We start from the raw sequence: 17,221 nt of genomic DNA on the forward strand, positions 1-17,221 counted from the left end.
CATTGTTCTCGATAGAAGAAGAGGGGGGTTACAGCTTGCGAGCGATCAGTTCGCGCTGGACTTCGTTGGTGCCGCCGAAGACCCGGGAGATGCGCAGGTCGACAAAGGCACGAGCAATTGGATACTCGAGCATGTAGCCGTAGCCACCGTGCAGCTGGACCATGTCGTCCAGGTGTTTCCACAGGGTCTCGGTGGCGAACAGCTTGGCGATGGCGGCTTCTTCCACGGTCAGCTTGCGACGCATGTGCTCGCTGATGTAGTAGTCGACCATGGTGCGCACCGCGACGGCGGCGGCCTTGGCATCGGCGAGCTTGAATTTGGTGTTCTGGAAATCCCACACCGTGTGGCCGAACGCCTGGCGCTCCTTGACGTATTCGAGGGTCAGGTCCAGCAGGCGCTCCAGGTGAATGGCGGCATAGATGGCGATCCCCAGGCGCTCCTGTGGCAGCTCCTGCATCATGTAGATGAAGCCTTTGCCTTCCTCTCCCAGCAGGTTGCCGACGGGCACGCGCACCTCGTCGAAGAACATTTCGGCGGTGTCGGAAGCGCGTTGGCCGACCTTGTCGAGCTTGCGGCCACGACGGAAACCTTCGCGGCTGGTTTCCACCATGATCAGGCTGATGCCCTTGGCACCCGCCTTCAGGTCGGTCCTGCAGGCGACAAGCACCATGTCGCAGTTCAGGCCGTTGCTGATAAAGGTCTTGCTGCCGTTGATGACGTACTCGTCGCCATCGCGGATCGCCGTGGTGCGCGCCGCTTTCAGGTCACTGCCGCTGCCCGGCTCGGTCATGCCCAGGGCGAGGATGGTTTCACCCGTGCAGATGCTCGGCAGCCAACGATGCTTTTGCTCTTCGCTGCCGAAGCGCTCGATGTACATGGCAATGATGTCCGAGTGCAGGCCGAAACTGACGCCGGACACGCCTGCGCGGTGCATCTCTTCGTTGATGACCGTCGCGTGGCCGAAGTCGCCGCCGCCACCGCCATAGGCCGCAGGAACCATGGTGCACAACAAGCCTTCACGACCGGCCTTGAGCCAGGTCTGGCGGTCGACCTTGCCGGCCTCGTCCCATTCGGCCTGGCGGGGTACGCATTCGCGCTCGAAGAAGCGGCGCGCGGTTTCGCGGAACATCTCGTGGTCTTCGCGAAAGATGGATCGTTGAATGTGCATTACGGACTCCATTGTCTGTAAAAGGATCGGCAAGCGACTCCTTGGGGGTGAGCCATATGCCCGGAGGACTGGAGGAATGCTGAAGTGGAGGTGGTCGCTGCATCCCTCCCCGAGGTGGGGGGGGATGAAGAGGCGGGCAATCGGGCGATCGGCGCTGCCCTACTCATCGTGGGGGGGGGAGTGGGTGACAGGGGCTTCGTAGGCTCTGCGTTGCGGGTGTTGCTTCGGCGCGGTCAGCGCCTTGACACCGAGTTCATTCCTTCCAGGAGTTGCACAATGAGACGCATAACAATCACAACACGTCGCTTCGCACGGGCGGGGGCGAGCCTGGCGTTGGCGGGTATGTCCGCCATGGCGGCGGCCCAGTCCGCACCGCCGCCCATGAACCCTTTCCTGGCCCAGACCTTCAGCAACCAGGCCCACTGGAACAGCGCACAGACCGACAGCACCGAGATCACCGTGCCCCGTGGTTCTTATGAGCTGACGCCGGAGTCGGTGACCTACCTGCCAAGCGATGCCGGCGGCATGCCGCATTTCGTCGACAAGGTCGGTGACACCATGGTCACCTGGTGGTGGTCCGGCCTGGGCCTGCGCAAGTACAACAAGGTCGACGGCAAGCTGGTCGAAGTGGCGCGCACCGAGATGCCGCTCAAGTTGCCCGGCTTTGAAAAGGTCAGCGACGAGCAACGCCTGAAACAGACCCAGGACGTCAAGCGCCTGCTCGACAGCAAGGACGAGCAGGGCCTGCTTGATTACATGCGCAACCAGCCGAACCGGATAATCAGCAGCATCAACGATCAACTGCGCGGCGGCGCCCTCTATTCGATGCTGACCCGTGAAGACGCTTTCATCGGCGCCGGTGGACGGCAGATTTTCCGCGTCGATCAGCTCGATCCGAAAAAGCCCGACTCGGCCATGGGTGCCCCCTTGGTCCGGGTGTTGCCGCAGACGCTGTACGACAACGAGAAGGTCAAGCGCGGTACGGATTTCCCGGTCGATTTCAACTTCGGCATGGGCATGACCTTCAACGGTTATCTGGTCATGAATACCGTTGGCGGCAAGGTGATCACCCTCGACCCGAAAACCCTGGAGATCGTCGACACCTACGCGGTCGACGGCGCGGACGAATTGTTCCTCAACGGCTTTGCCAACGGTGACGAGGCGGGTGGCGGCGCGGTCTATGTCGCCTCCAACCAGAACATGTATCGCCTGGTGGTGGATGCCAAGGGCAAGATTCACAGCGATGAGGCCAGCGGTGCGTGGAAGGCCGCCTATGAACGCGGCATCCGCATCTCCGCCCTGAAAGTCGCCGACGGCACCGGTTCGACCCCGACCCTGATGGGCTTCGGGCCCGACGAAGACAAGTTGGTGGTGATCACTGACGGCGCGCAGAAAATGCGCCTGGTCGCCTTCTGGCGCGACCAGTTGCCGGCCGGCTGGAAGCAGAAGCCCGGCACCCTGTCGCCGCGCATCGCCGATCAGCAGCAAGTGGACATGGGCAGCGATGTCGAGACTGTGCAGTCCGAGCAGTCGGTGTCGACCTATGGCGACTATGCCTTCGTGGTCAATAACATCATCAGCAAGGATGCGCCTTACCTTGCCCGTGACAATTACTACGTGAGCATGCTCAACGGCGCCACCCGTCCGGGGCCCAAAGGCGTTGCCATGTTGAAGTGGGACCAGCAGGGCGATGCCTGGAAACAGCTGTGGATGCGCAATGACGTGTCGTCGATCTCGACGGTGCCGATGATCAGTGGTGGCGGTCGGATGGCGATCATTGATGGCTACTTCACCCGCGACTGGAACGATCGCTACCACATCGGCATGGACCTCGACAGCGGAGACACCGTGTTGAAGATCCATACCGGCAGCGACCCGCGGTTCAATGGCATGTACTCGGCGATCAAGGTCAACGAATCCGGTGCCATCCAGTACGGCATGGCCTTCGGCCTGGTCCGTCTGGATACCACCAAAATGAAAAAAGTCGATTGACCGGCAGCGGCGCGGGATCGATGTCCCGCGCCGACCTGAAGGGCCACGATGCCCAACAATGAGAAGGTAAACCCTCCAATGAGCAAGATCGAACTACCCGAAGTGGTGCGCATGCGGGCAATCCTCGCCAGGCAGCGTACGGCTTATCTGTCGAATGACATCTGGACTGCCGAACAACGTTGCGAACTGTTCGATCGCCTGATCGGCATGCTGGTCGAGTACAAGCAGGAAATCGTCGAGGCGACGGCGGCTGATTTCGGCCATCGCAGCCACGACCTGACGCGCATCATTGACCTGTTAGGCCCGCTCGCATCGCTGAAGAAAACCAGGGCCAGAATTGCGCAATGGATGAAGCCGGAGCAGCGTGCCACCGACCGTGGCGAGGCCTGGATCCAGTACCAGCCGCTGGGTGTGGTGGGCATCGTCACCGCCTGGAATTTCCCGGTGGGCATGGTCATCCAGGGCCTGGCCAGTGCGCTGTCGGCCGGTAACCGGGCGATGGTCAAGGTCTCTGAATTGAACCCCAAGTGTGCCGAACTGATGCACCGGATGTTCAGCGCCACCTTCGCCGAGGACGAGATAGCCATCGCCACCGGTGACGCCGAGGTCGGCCAGGCGTTCTGCAGCCTGCCATTCGACCATCTGCTGTTCACTGGTGCCAGCAGCGTTGGCAAGCATGTGATGCGCGCTGCCGCCGAGAACCTGGTGCCGGTCACTCTGGAACTGGGTGGAAAGTCACCCACCATCGTGTCGCGCTCGGCCGATCTGAAGTCCGCTGCCAGCAAGATCATGGCCGGCAAGCTGTTGAATGCCGGACAGGTGTGCCTGGCACCTGATCACGTGTTTGTTCCCGAGGAGTCGATGGAGGCGTTCATCGTGCACGCCACAGCGGCGGTCGCCCGGCTTTACCCGAACCTCAAGGACAATCCGGACTACACCTCGGTGATCAACACCCGCCATTTCGAGCGGCTGCAGGGCTACCTGGATGAGGCCCGTGCGGCGGGCGTGGAATTGATCGAGGTGAACCCGGCGCAGGAAGATTTCTGCGACCAGCCTCATCACAAGATGATCCCGACCTTGCTGTGCAATCCCGGCGACGAGTTGAGGATCATGCAGGACGAGATTTTCGGCCCGTTGTTGCCGATCAAGCCGTACAAAGACATGCGCGAGGTGGTCGCCTACATCAACGCTCATCCACGTCCGTTGGGTCTGTACTACTTTGGCAGCGATGTGGCCGAAGAGCAGTTTGTCCTCGAACGTACGGTCTCGGGTGGGGTGACGATCAATAACGTGGCGCTCCACGCCAGTGTCGACAGCCTGCCGTTTGGCGGGGTTGGCAACAGTGGCATGGGCAGTTACCTCGGCCACCAGGGCTTTATCACCTTCAGCCATCCGAAGCCGGTATTGCGCGCGGCAGATGGGCCGGACATCACCCGGCCACCGTTCACTGAGCAGGTGCGGCAGATGGTTGATGCGATGATCAAGCGATAAGCCCGGGACGCGGTCCCTTGTAGGAGCGAGCTTGCTCGCGAAGGACGTCAACGATAACGTGCGCCGCCTGAATGCCTGCGTTGTCCGGACGTTTTTCGCGAGCAAGCTCGTTCCTACAGGGGGCGTGGTTTAATCGCAGGGCGAGGTCAGCAGGGTCTTGATGAGTCGAAGCAATTGTTTATGCAACAGCGCCGGGTCAGCCGTCGATGGGTCGAGCAGCAGTTGAAGAATCATGCCGCGCATCGTGCCAATCAGTACGGTGGCGGCTGTCAGTGGATCGTTGTCGGCATGGATCTCACCGTTGCCGATGCCGATTTCGATCTGCCTGGCGAGGGTCATCCGCACTGAGTTGTTGTACTCGGCCAGTATCGCTGCGGATTCCGATTCAACCGTTACACCTTCAGCCATCAAGGCGAGCAGGGCGCGGGCGTTGGTCCATTCGGCGTCGTCGCGCAGGAAGTACGCATCGATGTAGCCGAGCAAGGTGTCCAGCCCTGGTTGGCGTCGGGGTGCCTTGTCCTCGACCACCCCCATGAACCTGGTATTGACGAACCCGGCCAATGCACGCAGCAGTCCGGCTTTGGTGCCGAAGTGATGCGCTGCCAGGCCGCGGCTGTAACCGGCCTGTAGGCCGACCTCAGCCAGGGTGAGGCCAATCCAGCCCTTGCGCGCGACGATCTGGCGTGCGGCCTCCAGCATGCATTGTTCTGCCTGGGTGCGCATTTCCACTTTGGTTCGACGGGGACTGTTGGGTGTGCTTGGGTCGGGTGTGTCCATAGAGGAATGATCAATTACCGGTGAATTCAGGAACGCGACGCTCGCGCATCGCCTTGTTGCCTTCGGCAAAGTCGCGGGTGAGGACCTGCCACTCTTGCTCGGTGGCCTCGCGGTCGATGATTGCCTCCACTGCATCGGCCAGGCCTGCACGCAGTGTCTGGCGGCTCGACATGACAGCAAGGGGGGAGCTCAGGGCGATTTCTTCAGCCAGGGCGCGAGCAGCCTGACGCTCTTCGCCCGGCGCCGCAAGCACATCCGCCAGGCCGATGCGCACCGCTTGTGCGCCATCGATGCGCCGACCGGTGGCAATCAACAATGAGGCCATCTGCAGGCCAACGACGCGCGGCAGCGTAACAGAAATGCCGAAGCCCTGGTGCATGCCCAGGCGGTTGAAATTGGCTGAGAAGCGGGCCTTTTCGCTGGTGACCCGGTAGTCGCCCACTAACGCCAGGCCCAAGCCTCCACCGATGGCAGCGCCTTCTACCACCACGATCAGTGGCTTGGCCGTGCGGAACAGGCGCACGGCGTGTTGGTACAGCTGACGAGGGAGGATTTTTTCGCCGGTCTGCGCCAAACCACTGAAGTCTGCGCCCGCGCAGAACGTCTTGCCTTCGGCCTGCAGGATAACCACCCGGCATACCGGCAGCTGATCCAGGTACGCCAATGCTGCCAGCAGATCCATGATCAGTTCCTGATCGAAGAAATTCAGCGGCGGGCGGCTCAATTCGAGTGTGGCGACATGCCCCTGCAGATCAAGGGTCAGGCCACGGCCGGGAGAGAAGGGGGCGAGGGTGGTCATCAGATGCTCCGTATGGGTAGGGAATCGATGGGATCGATGGCGCTTGATCCCGTTGTGGGAATGCTGATAGCTTATTCGCTTGTTGGTCAGCCAACAAGCGACATAGTCGACTTACCCTAAAATATGATGAGCAGAAACCATGCAGGCACTCGATATCAGGCCTTGTAGGCTGGACGCCAAGACGCAAGCGCTACGCGCTGAGGTTCGTGCGTTTCTCGCCGAAGAACTGAAGCACTATTCGCCGGCCGAGCGTGCCAAAGGGCTCGTCGGTCTCGTTCCCGAGTTCACCCGCAAACTCGGCGAGCGCGGCTGGCTAGGCATGACTTGGCCCAAGCGCTACGGCGGCCACGAACGCAGTGCGCTGGAGCGCTACGTGGTTCTGGAAGAACTGCTCGCCGCAGGCGCGCCGGTTGGAGCGCACTGGGTCGCCGAACGCCAGAGCGGTCCGTTACTGATCAAATTTTCTCCAGAGGTATTGGCTCCGCAGATCGTCCCGGGCATTACCCGTGGCGAGACGCTCCTGGCGATTGGCATGAGCGAGCCTGACGTCGGCTCCGACCTGGCGGCAGTGCGCACCCGCGCGGAAAAAACCGAGGGCGGCTGGATCGTCAACGGCAGCAAGGTATGGACCTCGGGCGCCCATCTGGCTCACTACATGATCACGCTGCTGCGCACCGGTGCGAAAGAAGAGGGCAATCGCCGCGCAGGGTTGTCGCAATTACTGATCGACCTCAAGGCACCCGGCGTGACCGTGCGCCCGATCTACAACATGCTCGGCGAGCATGATTTCAATGAAGTATTCCTGGAAAACGTCTTCGTTCCCGATGATTTCGTCATCGGCCAGTTGGGCAATGGCTGGTTGCAGGTCACTGCGGAACTGGCATTGGAGCGCAGTGGTCCGGAGCGCTACCTGAGTAGTACCCAGCTGTATCTGGCCATGCTCGACGCGGCCGACCCGCAAGACAGTCGGCATGCCGTAAGCCTCGGCCGACTGGCGGCACGCTACGCGGCGCTGCGGCAGATGTCGCTGGGCGTCGCCGGCATGCTCGCCCGTGGTGAAAATCCGGCCATTCCAGCGACGGTGGTCAAGGACCAGGGCGCCTTGCTCGAACAGGCTATCCCGGAGGTCGCTCACGATCTGTTCGGCGATCAGCGTGAGCCCGGTTCCGACCTCAATCAGGTGATGCGCCTGCTGACTCAGAGCGCGCCGTCCTTTTCGCTGCGTGGCGGCACCCGTGAAATTCTGCGCGGCATTATTGCCGGAGGCCTTGGACTGCGATGACTACAGCAATGAATCTCCAGGGTGTGGACGATGGCACCCCTTCGGAACTGCAAACCATGATCGCCGACAGTGTCGAGCGTCTGTTCGCCAAACAGGTCACCCGTGAATTGCTCGAACGCTTTGATGCCGGTCACCGCGCCGATTCGCTATGGCAGATGGTCGTCGACAACGGCTTGCCTGGTGCGTTGGTAGCGCAAGACGCGGGTGGCAGCGGCGCCAGTTGGCTCGACGCCAGTCCGGTCCTGCACGCCATCGGCTATTGGCAGGCGCCTCTGCCCCTGGTGGAAACCATGGTCGGCGCAGCACTGCTGGCACAGGCCGGGATGGAAGTGCCGGAAGGTCCGATCACCCTGATTCAGGCCGGCCGCCACGGCGATCTGCGACTTGATATGGAGGGCGGGCGCCTGGAGGGCCGAGCCGTCAATGTGCCGTGGGCGCGTAGTTGTCACTGGGCTGTCGTTGCCGATGGCCCGCGCCTGGCGTTGGTCGACCTGCGTCAGCCGTCCATTACCCTGGCAGCCGGTAGCAATTTCGCCAATGAAGAGCGCGATACCCTGGTTTTCGCCAACGCCAGCAGCCAGGCCATCGGTCAACTGCAACTGCCCGATCTGCACGAGCCGGTCTGGCATCTCGGTGCATTGGTTCGCGCCTGTACGCTGGTGGGTGCGCTTGAAGCTGTCGTCGACAAGGCGGTGCTGTACGCCAATGAACGCGTGCAATTCGGCAAGCCGATTGGCAAGCAACAGGTCCTGCAGCAATACCTGGCACAGATGGCCGGAGCCACGGGCGCAGCGCGTATGGCTGTGCAAGTTGCCTTGCGTAGCGCGAGCGACCTGTTCCTCGGGGCGGCGAGTAGCAGCAAAACACTGGCGTTCGACATCGCCGTCGCCAAGGTGTGTGCCGGCGAGGCCGCGACGCTGGCCGCGTCGGTAGCGCATCAGGTTCACGGGGCTATCGGTTTTACCCATGAGCATACGCTGCATTTCGCGACCCGTCGGCTGTGGTCCTGGCGTGACGAATTCGGCAGTGATGCGCAGTGGGCCAAGGTCCTTGGGCAGGCAGCCATTGCCGCGGGTTCCGAGGGGTTCTGGGCAGGGCTGACCGATCGAAGTTTGTGAAGTGCTCCTGTGCTTGTTAAGTCACTGCGTGATCGGCCTGACTGCTCACGCCAATAAAACAATAATTTTTCGAGGTCAATCATGAAAGCTGCCGTATTCCATACGCCGGGGTCCCCTCTAACCATCGAGGAAGTCGGGATCAACAAGCCGGGGCCACGTGAAGTGCTGGTGCGCACCGTCGCTGTGGGTGTCTGCCATTCCGATTTGCATGTCGTCGACGGGATGTATCCGCATCCCGCGCCTGTAGTGCTCGGCCACGAGGCTGCCGGTATCGTCGAGCAGGTGGGCTCGGACGTGCGCACCGTCAAACCGGGCGATCATGTGGTCACCTGTCTGTCGGTCTACTGCGGCCATTGTGCTCATTGCGTCACTGGCCACTTGTCGCTGTGTGTGTCGCCGGAAACGCGCCGCAGCAAGGGCGACGAACCGCGCCTGACGTACGTGCAAAAGCCCATGCCGCAATTCGCCAATCTGTCCGCCTATGCCGAACAGATGCTGGTGCATGAGCATGCGCTGGTGGCTATTCGCCGTGACATGCCGCTGGATCGCGCCGCGCTGCTCGGATGCGCCGTCACCACGGGGACCGGAGCGGTATTCAACACTGCCAAGGTGCGCCCAGGCGAAACCGTAGCCGTTCTGGGTTGCGGCGGTATCGGCCTGGCCGCGATCAACGGCGCGGCACTGGCTGGGGCAGGTCGCATCATTGCCATCGACATGCTCGATTCGAAGCTGGAGCTGGCCAGGCAGTTTGGCGCCACCGATGTCATCAACTCCCGCAATGGCGAAACTGTCCAACAGGTGGTGGAACTGACCAGGGGCGGCGTGGATCACTCGTTCGAATGCATCGGTCTCAAGCAAACGGCCGAGCAGGCATTCGGCATGCTCAAACGCGGCGGTTGCGCCACGATCATCGGCATGATGAAGCCGGGAACCAGGCTTGAAATCGACCCTTTCCAGTTGCTGCAAGCGCGCCGCATTCAAGGTTCGATCATGGGTTCCAACCGTTTTCCGGTCGATCTGCCCAGCCTGACTGATTTCTACATGCAGGGCCGACTCAAGCTCGACGAGATGATTTCGCAGCGCATCAAGCTGCAAGACATCAATGTCGCCTTCGATGAGATGCGTCGCGGCGAGCTGGCGCGTTCGGTGATCGTCTTCGATCAATGAGTGCCGGGTGAGCCGTCGGGGCAGGGCGCGCAGACGGATTATCGCCCTGAATCCCAATGGCATCGGCGACCTAGCGAATACCAGTCCCCGCCATGGATTCCGGCACCCACTGCGCCGTCGACAGCGGCTCGATGTAGCGGATGCCGCCATGGGGGCCGACCACGCCATTGATGTTGTAGGTGCCACGCGACAGGTCGTACGTCATGAACGGGGTGGCATCCGGGACTTGCTGGTCATAGCTCTGGCTGAAGAAAGCGAAGGAGCCACGGTACAGCTGGCCACGGGTGTCGTACTGATCGGACGCGACCGCGGCCCAGGTGTCTTCATCGAGGTAAAAGCGGCGCTTCTGGTAGATGTGCTTGGCGCCGGCCTTGAGGTTGCCCTCCACGACGTAGACCCGGTGTTTTTCCCAGCGTACGAAATCGGGGGAAATGAAATCGGGGGTGGTCAGCGATTTGGCATCGCGCGCGTAAGTGAGTTTGTAGGTGTTGTAGGGCACGATCATTTCCCGCTTGCCAACCAGCGTCCAGTCATACAGCTCCAGTGCGCGGGCGGTGCCGGGGTTGGGGGTGTCGTAGGCCAGGATCGAAATCTGTTTGACCCGGCGCTGGGCCGGCATGTACTGCCAGGCGCGACCGGGAAACTCCTTGGGATTGGTCGCGTTCTTGAGCATGATCGATTCACCGGCGCGGCGTGCAGGGCCGGTATAGGACAGTTTCAACTGATAATAAATGTCCGAGCTGTTGAACGGCTTCGACATGTTCTCGTAGATCGGGAACGAGACGAATGCCTCGCCGGTAACCGCCAGGCTCGGTACGCCCGCCGTGTCGACGCTCCAGGAGTCGTACTTGGAATGGATGTTGACGCCCTGGTAGCGCAGCAGGAAGTTCCACATCGCCTCGGCGCCCGATTGCGGGATCGGGAACGGCACACCGGGCATCACATTGTCGATGGCGGTCCCGCCGTTGAGGGTCCTGGCGTTGGTGGCATTGATGCGGCTATTGTCCAGGACCGCCTGGGGCAGCGATGCCGTGCGGTGGGTCGGATACACGTCGACGCGAAAACCGGGGTAGCGTCGGGCCAACTCCAGGGTGGTGGCGGTGAGCATGCCCTTGTAGGCGTCAACGTTCTTGCCGTTGATCACCAGCAGCGGTTTTTCGTGGGCAAAGGGGTCAGGGCGCATGCTGTCGCCGGCCTTGAAACTGGCGGGGGCAGTGGTGAGACCACCGCTGTAGGGTGGAATGGAGCCATCGGCATTGCCGGCCTTTTCGGCACCCACCGACGTCAGGCTGGTGCCCAGCCGGGCGGCTTCCTGACTCGATACATAGGCGTTGGCATCGATGGCCAGCGCCATGAGGGGGATGGCGGCCAGCAGACTTTTCACGGATTTCATATTGTTATTCTCCTGCCTGGCGTACCAGGCAACTCGTGACTCAGGGGTCGCGGAGGGAATCCGTCGACTCAATTGCCAGAGACTTTTTTAGTACCTCCATTAAAAAGCCCCCGATACGGGGGCGCTTCGCATTTGACGACAGTTCGTTGACTTTTCATGACAGCGCCGCAGGCTTGCCGAGGAGGCGACACAAGAGAGTCTCCATTGCAGCGACTGAAGTATTGCCACTGCCTCAGGATCGGATCAGTGCATGCACGCGTGAACTGAGTTCATTCAGGCTGAAGGGCTTGGCCAGGACCCGCGTGGTCGCATCGACCGAAACCAGGTTGGAACCGCCCGCGAAACCGGTGATGAAGAGCACCTTGAGTTGCGGGTGTTTGAGCTTGAGCTCGGCGGCCAGGCTGATGCCGTTCATCATGCCTGGCAAGCCGATATCGGTCAGGAGTAGATCCAGGTGCTCCAGTTTCTCTGCCTGGTTGATCGCAGACACGCTGTCCACGGCTTCCACGACGCGGTATCCGGTCTCACTCAAAAGCTCGGAGGCCATTTGGCGTACGGCCGCTTCGTCGTCCACCAACAAGATGGTTTCGTTGTGTCCGGTTGTCTCCGTTGTTTGGGAGGTGTCTGAACTGGTTTTGTTCTCGACCGGCTGTGAATGGTCCGCGGGAAAATACAGGGTCACCGTGGTGCCCACACCGACGTTGCTGTGAACGCGCACCTGGCCCCCCGATTGCTGGGTAAACCCATAGATCATCGAAAGACCAAGCCCGGTGCCTTCGCCAATTTTCTTGGTGGTGAAGAACGGATCGAAAATGCGCGGCAGGATTTCAGGATTGATTCCCGTGCCGGAGTCCGTGACGGATATGCTCACATAGGATCCTGGCGGCATTATCTTGTCGCAAGACGTCGCTGGATCAATGACGCAGCGGTCGACCAGAAGAGCCAGCCTACCTCCGTTGGGCATTGCATCCCGTGCGTTGATCGCGAGGTTGAGCAGTGCATTTTCCAGTTGGTTGAGATCGCACTTGATACGATCATTGGCCTTGAATGAACACTCCACCGCGATGCTTGGGCCAACTGAACGCCGGATCATGTCTTCCAGGTCCGCCACCACTTTGCGAGGTTCGAGCAGCTCGGGATCGAGTGATTGCTGCCTTGAAAATGCCAGCAGGCGTTGCGTCAAAGCGGCAGCGCGAGATGCAGAAGTCATGGCGATGGCGTTGTATCGGTTCAATACCTCGTAGCGCCCGGCATCGATTCGCCGTTGCATCAGCTCCAGGTTACCGATAATGCCAGCCAACAGATTATTGAAGTCATGGGCGATTCCGCCGGTAAGCTGGCCTACCGCTTCCATTTTCTGACTTTGCCGAAGTTTGAGTTCGGCCATCGCGCGTTCGTGTTGTTCGGTTTCAAGCTGCTGGGTGCGTTGAACGATGCGTTCCTCCAGCAGGTCGTTCCAGTCACGCAGCGCGCTCTCCAACTGAACGCGATCGTCGATGTCGTCAATGGTGCCGTACCACTGTTCGCAGCGTCCGTCGCTGCCGAGACTGCACAGCGCACGGATTCTGAACCATCGGTAATCTGCCGAGTGATTGCGCAAGCGGATCTGCGAGTCGAAAGGCTGCAGCGTGGTCAATGATTGATCCCAAAGTTGAATCAATGACGCTTTATCCTGAGGATGAACTGCACTGGCCCATTGACGCCCCAACGTTTGCTCAGGGGTCAGGCCGGTATATTCAAACCAGCGCTGATCAATGGAAATAAGGTCGCCATGGATGTCCGCCGTCCAGGGCCAGAGTGGATTGAGCTCGGCCGCTATGCGGTAGTGCCGTTCGCTTTCACGCAGCTTTTTCTCAGTCAAATGCATGGAAAGCATGGTTTTCGAACGCTTCAAGACTGCGCCAAGCAGGTTGCTGTAGCCCCGAAGAAAATCGATATCGCTATCAGTGAACTGGCGAGGAACCCGACTATCGACCTCAAAGATCCCGAAAGGGCGCTCTCCATCAGCGCCAAGGACAAGCACGTTGACGAATGCCTGTACCCCATTGGCTATTTGAAAGTCGTGATAGCGGAATCGCGTTTCCGTTGAAATATCCGTCGAAATCACCGGACCCTTGGTGTCCAGGGAATGCCGCTCCGGGCTCCCTTCATCGGCCTGCACCCGAACCTTGCCGACCACATCGGGTGCCCAGCCCACGCCATTGCGCACCAGGAAGGTCATGCCATCCTCCTGCAGCAGCATGAATTTGGCCATGTTGGTTTGGAGGGCATCGCCAACCAAACGACATGCCTCGTTGAGAATGTGCTCCAGGTCATCTGACGCCAAGGCCAGCTCGCCAAATTTGGCGAGCACTTTGCGCTGGCGCAGAAGCGTATCCTCGGTTGCCATGTCGTCACCTATGGGCGTTTTAGTATCCGAGGATCGGGAGTTGGCCGAGGTTCAACCGATTTGATCAAACGTAGTCACTTCGGTTTTTTACCTGGCCATGACAACTTTCAAACTGCCGTGATGGTCGAGGTGATAACGCTGCAGGTCCCGCGCCAGGAACAGCTCACCGGTAAAGTGGGCTGCCGCCTCCTTTTGTACATCATCGATGCACGGACTGCGCTCGGGATTGTTCTGGTAGCGCGCACTGAAGTGGGTCAGCACCAGATTGGCAATGCCTGCCGACTCGGCAAAACGCGCCACGGCGGCGGCACTGCTGTGCCCGTAATGCTCGCGGGTGTGATCGATCAGGGCCTGGGTGAAGGTCGCTTCATGGACCAGCACATCCGCATCGCCAGCCACTGCTGCCAACAGTTCAGGGCTATCGTTATCGCCGCAGATAATGATGCGCTGAGCGGGGCGCCCAGGGCGCAGGTAGTGCTGCGCAGGGAATATTCGTCCGGCGTGCTCGATCTCGCGTCCATGGGCCAACTCGCCCCACAGCGGGCCGCAGGGAATCCCGTCGGCCTCCAGGCGTTGAATATCCAGGCGCGGATTGGGATCTGCTTCGGCAAAAACATAGCCATGGCAGGGAACACGGTGGGAGAGGGCAACGGTATTGACCTGAACATTACCGTTTTGCCAGCCATTGAAGGATTCGCTCGCATGCAGGTGCAATTCGAAGGGCAGCCAGGATTTGCTGACGGCGAGGCTCAGGCGTACCCAGGGATGAAGCGCAGCTGGCAATACGATGTCGAGGGGCTCGACTCGTCCGGACATGCCGGCACTGGCCAGCAAACCGGGTAAACCGAAGCAATGATCGCCATGTACATGGGTGATGAAGCACCCGCGCAGGTCGCGCAGAGACAACGGAGTGCGCATCACCTGGTGTTGAGTGGCTTCGCCGCAATCGACCAGGTACCAGCCCCTGCCTGATGATTCGATGAGGGCTGTGCCGCTCACATTGCGACTGCGGGTGGGAACGCCTGAGGATGTGCCTAGAAAAATCAGATCCATGGTCGATCCTTTATTCAGGCATTAACTTCTCGGCCAGCCCGACGATGAGGCCCTCGGGCCCACGGATATAGGCGAGCCGGTACGATGCCTCGTACTGCATCTGGCCAATGACTTCTGCGCCATGGGCCTGCATCCGCGCAACGACAGCATCGATGCCCTCGACGGCAAACATGATGCGACGAAGACCCAGCGCGTTCATTGGTGTATTCACGGGCCCGAACCTGACTGCGTCGGGTGTGTGGAACTTGTCCAGTTCGATTCCCTGCCCATCGGCTGTGCGCAGCATCGCGAGGGTGGCACGCACGTTTTCCAGCCCTATGAGCTTGCCGATAGCAGGCCCTTCAACGGTGGTCTGGCCCTCAAGCGTGAGGCCCAACTCGATAAAAAACGCCTTCACCGCCTCGAGATCGTCGACAACGATCAGCACGTTGTCCATTCGCTTGACTGTCATGGCCTTCGCTTCCTTTCTGTACTGTGTCGCGTATTTGGGGGAATTGGCGTGTGGGTTGACCTGAACAAATGAGTATAGCGAGCAAACAGCCCACCCAGGAGCAGCGTACCTCTTGGCGGATGACGCGACCCCAAAGGGGGGGCGGGTGGGGACATCCGGACATGCCACCCCACCCATCCAAGGGAGGGACATGCACGACTTTCTCTGGGTAAGCTGCCAATACCCGATCCCTTTCGGACTATCGGGGCGCAATGCGTCCAGAGAGGTAAAACTGGTGTATCACAACTTGTTTTCTGTGCCAGGCAGCCCCTGCAGGCTCGATGGCGGCGCACTGTTTGGCACCACCCCGCGCGGCGCCTGGGGCGCGAAACCTTGAACAAAGCACCCCGTACATCCCCGCCATCGCGGACACCGCTGGTTTACCCTTGCGGCGAGCCTCCGGCACCCGGCATGGCCAGGGAGATTGTCCCGGGCGTGTTGTGGCTGCGCATGCCGTTGCCACTCTCGCTGTCGCACATCAACCTGTGGGCGGTACGCGATGCCCGGGGTTGGGCCATTTTTGACAGCGGCATGCACACCCAAGCGACCGTGCAAGCCTGGCGCAGGCTGATTGGCACCGATGCCCCGTTGGGTGAGGCGGGACCCAGTCGAATCCTGGTCACCCATATGCACCCGGATCACGTCGGCATGGCCGGTTGGCTGACCGGTGAATACGGTTGCGATCTGTGGATGACCCTCGGCGAATACATGACCTGTCGGGTGCTGGTCGCCGCAGAAGGGTGCGAGGCGCCCAACGAGCATGTGGATTTCTACCAGCGCGCCGGTTGGGACGCTGGCGCGCTGGAGGAGTACCGTCAGCGCTACGGCGGCTATGGAAAAATGATTCATCCGCTGCCGCAGCAGTACCGCCGTCTGCGCGACGGCCAGACGCTGCGCATAGGCGAGCATGAATGGCAGGTGATCACCGGCTCCGGCCATTCCCCTGAACACGCTTGTTTCTACTGCCCGCAATTGAAGCTGTTGATCTCCGGCGATCAGGTCTTGCCGCGCATCTCCTCGAACGTCTCGGTGCTGGCCACCGAGCCCCGGGCCGACCCGTTGCATGACTGGTTGCAGTCGCTGGAAAAGATCCGCCGGCAGGTCCCCGATGATGTGCTGGTGCTGCCTGCCCATGATGATCCCTTCCAGCGTTTGCATGGCCGACTGGATCACCTGGACCGCAGTCACCGGCGTGCACTGGATCGACTGCAGGTGTTGTTGGCCGAAGGACCCAAGCGAGTCGTCGATGTGTTTTCGGTGCTGTTTGCCCGCAAGATCGATGACGGCGTCCTGTCGCTTGCCACTGGCGAGGCCCTGGCCAACCTGAACTATCTGGTCGAGCGGGGCAGGGTGGTCGTGACAGTGGATGCACAGGGCGTTGCCTGGTATCGGCTTTCATCAATGGAGACAGGCTCATGAAGCCGACCGAATTGGAAACGCTTGAGCAATTGCTGCAGCGCCGCCGCAGCTGCCGCGCCTTTCTTCCACAACCCGTCGACCCTGCGCTGATCACTCGCCTGTTCGCCTTGGCGCAACGCACTGCGTCGTGGTGCAACACCCAGCCATGGCAAGTCATCGTGACCCGGGGCGCCGCCACCGAGCGCTTCCGCGCCGCTTACCTCAACGAGCTGCAGACGGGCTCTGCGGCGCCGGACTTGCCTTTCCCCGATGAATACCATGGCGTGTATCAGCAGCGTCGACGCGAATGCGCACGACAACTGTACGAAAGCATCGGCATCGCGCCGGGAGATCGGGTCGCCAGCCAGCAACAGACCCTGCGCAATTTTTCACTGTTCGATGCACCGCATGTCGCGATCATCACCAGTGATCGTGCGCTAGGCACTTACGGTGCAATCGACTGTGGCGGCTACCTGGCCAATTTGCTGCTGGCAGCCGAAGCACTGGGCCTGGGGATCATTGCCCAGGCTGCGCTGGCCAGCCACTGCGAATTTGTGCGTCGACACTTTGGGATTGACGAGGATCGGCTGGTGGTCTGTGGTGTTTCCTTTGGCTATGCCGACCACGATTCACCTGCCAATGGCTTTTATACAACGCGAGCACCCGCCCAAGAGACGCTGCTGTGGCATGACCGCTGACGATGA

The 17,221-nt window shown here is 60.7% G+C and carries 14 protein-coding genes; 7 read left to right on the plus strand and 7 right to left on the minus strand.

All coding sequences use genetic code 11. From position 1 onward, the window contains the following. Positions 1–28: 28 nt before the first annotated feature. Positions 29–1,168, minus strand: coding sequence for an acyl-CoA dehydrogenase family protein (locus ACYP2Q_RS01920; protein ID WP_459728906.1), 1,140 nt, complete (start codon positions 1,166–1,168; stop codon positions 29–31). Positions 1,169–1,444: 276 nt separating this feature from the next. On the opposite strand from ACYP2Q_RS01920, the gene ACYP2Q_RS01925 reads away from it, so the two are divergent. Beyond that, a complete protein-coding gene (locus tag ACYP2Q_RS01925; protein WP_459728907.1) occupies positions 1,445–3,160 on the plus strand; it encodes a hypothetical protein in 1,716 nt (571 codons plus the stop codon). Between the two features lie 78 nt (positions 3,161–3,238). Further along, a complete protein-coding gene (locus ACYP2Q_RS01930) occupies positions 3,239–4,651 on the plus strand; it encodes a coniferyl aldehyde dehydrogenase (RefSeq protein ID WP_459728908.1) in 1,413 nt (470 codons plus the stop codon). A 129-nt stretch (positions 4,652–4,780) separates the two neighbouring features. Here ACYP2Q_RS01930 and ACYP2Q_RS01935 read toward each other — a convergent pair whose 3' ends face one another. Together ACYP2Q_RS01935 and ACYP2Q_RS01940 are read right to left on the minus strand one after the other, a co-directional pair. Beyond that, positions 4,781–5,428 (minus strand): TetR/AcrR family transcriptional regulator, encoded by a 648-nt coding sequence (locus tag ACYP2Q_RS01935; RefSeq protein WP_459728909.1) that lies wholly within the window; start codon positions 5,426–5,428, stop codon positions 4,781–4,783. A gap of 10 nt (positions 5,429–5,438) precedes the next feature. After that, positions 5,439–6,227, minus strand: coding sequence for an enoyl-CoA hydratase/isomerase family protein (locus tag ACYP2Q_RS01940; protein WP_459728910.1), 789 nt, complete (start codon positions 6,225–6,227; stop codon positions 5,439–5,441). Positions 6,228–6,366: 139 nt separating this feature from the next. Here ACYP2Q_RS01940 and ACYP2Q_RS01945 point away from each other — a divergent pair, with 139 nt between their 5' ends. From ACYP2Q_RS01945 to ACYP2Q_RS01955, 3 genes are all read left to right on the plus strand, one after another. Then, positions 6,367–7,509 (plus strand): acyl-CoA dehydrogenase family protein, encoded by a 1,143-nt coding sequence (locus ACYP2Q_RS01945; protein WP_459728912.1) that lies wholly within the window; start codon positions 6,367–6,369, stop codon positions 7,507–7,509. Between the two features lie 8 nt (positions 7,510–7,517). After that, the gene (locus ACYP2Q_RS01950; RefSeq protein WP_459728913.1) at positions 7,518–8,627 is read left to right on the plus strand and encodes an acyl-CoA dehydrogenase family protein; all 1,110 of its coding nucleotides are present in this window, start codon (positions 7,518–7,520) and stop codon (positions 8,625–8,627) included. Positions 8,628–8,708: 81 nt separating this feature from the next. Next, the gene (locus ACYP2Q_RS01955) at positions 8,709–9,794 is read left to right on the plus strand and encodes a Zn-dependent alcohol dehydrogenase (protein ID WP_459728914.1); all 1,086 of its coding nucleotides are present in this window, start codon (positions 8,709–8,711) and stop codon (positions 9,792–9,794) included. 70 nt (positions 9,795–9,864) lie between these two features. On the opposite strand, the gene ACYP2Q_RS01960 is transcribed toward ACYP2Q_RS01955, so the two are convergent. From ACYP2Q_RS01960 to ACYP2Q_RS01975, 4 genes are all read right to left on the minus strand, one after another. Next, positions 9,865–11,187: a DUF1329 domain-containing protein gene (locus tag ACYP2Q_RS01960; protein ID WP_459728915.1), complete on the minus strand. Its 1,323-nt coding sequence runs from the start codon at positions 11,185–11,187 to the stop codon at positions 9,865–9,867. Between the two features lie 232 nt (positions 11,188–11,419). Continuing rightward, entirely contained in the window at positions 11,420–13,576 is a 2,157-nt protein-coding gene (locus tag ACYP2Q_RS01965) for an ATP-binding protein (protein ID WP_459728916.1), read from the minus strand. Between the two features lie 87 nt (positions 13,577–13,663). Further along, positions 13,664–14,629 (minus strand): MBL fold metallo-hydrolase, encoded by a 966-nt coding sequence (locus ACYP2Q_RS01970; protein ID WP_459728917.1) that lies wholly within the window; start codon positions 14,627–14,629, stop codon positions 13,664–13,666. A gap of 10 nt (positions 14,630–14,639) precedes the next feature. Continuing rightward, positions 14,640–15,080: a VOC family protein gene (locus ACYP2Q_RS01975; RefSeq protein WP_459728918.1), complete on the minus strand. Its 441-nt coding sequence runs from the start codon at positions 15,078–15,080 to the stop codon at positions 14,640–14,642. 372 nt (positions 15,081–15,452) lie between these two features. On the opposite strand from ACYP2Q_RS01975, the gene ACYP2Q_RS01980 reads away from it, so the two are divergent. Together ACYP2Q_RS01980 and ACYP2Q_RS01985 are read left to right on the plus strand one after the other, a co-directional pair. Beyond that, the gene (locus tag ACYP2Q_RS01980; RefSeq protein WP_459728919.1) at positions 15,453–16,538 is read left to right on the plus strand and encodes an MBL fold metallo-hydrolase; all 1,086 of its coding nucleotides are present in this window, start codon (positions 15,453–15,455) and stop codon (positions 16,536–16,538) included. Continuing rightward, positions 16,535–17,215 (plus strand): nitroreductase, encoded by a 681-nt coding sequence (locus tag ACYP2Q_RS01985; protein WP_459728920.1) that lies wholly within the window; start codon positions 16,535–16,537, stop codon positions 17,213–17,215. Before ACYP2Q_RS01980 ends, ACYP2Q_RS01985 begins: the two co-directional genes overlap by 4 nt. The last annotated feature ends 6 nt before the right edge of the window (positions 17,216–17,221 follow it).

The sequence above is a fragment of the Pseudomonas sp. MHK4 genome, from assembly GCF_054600775.1.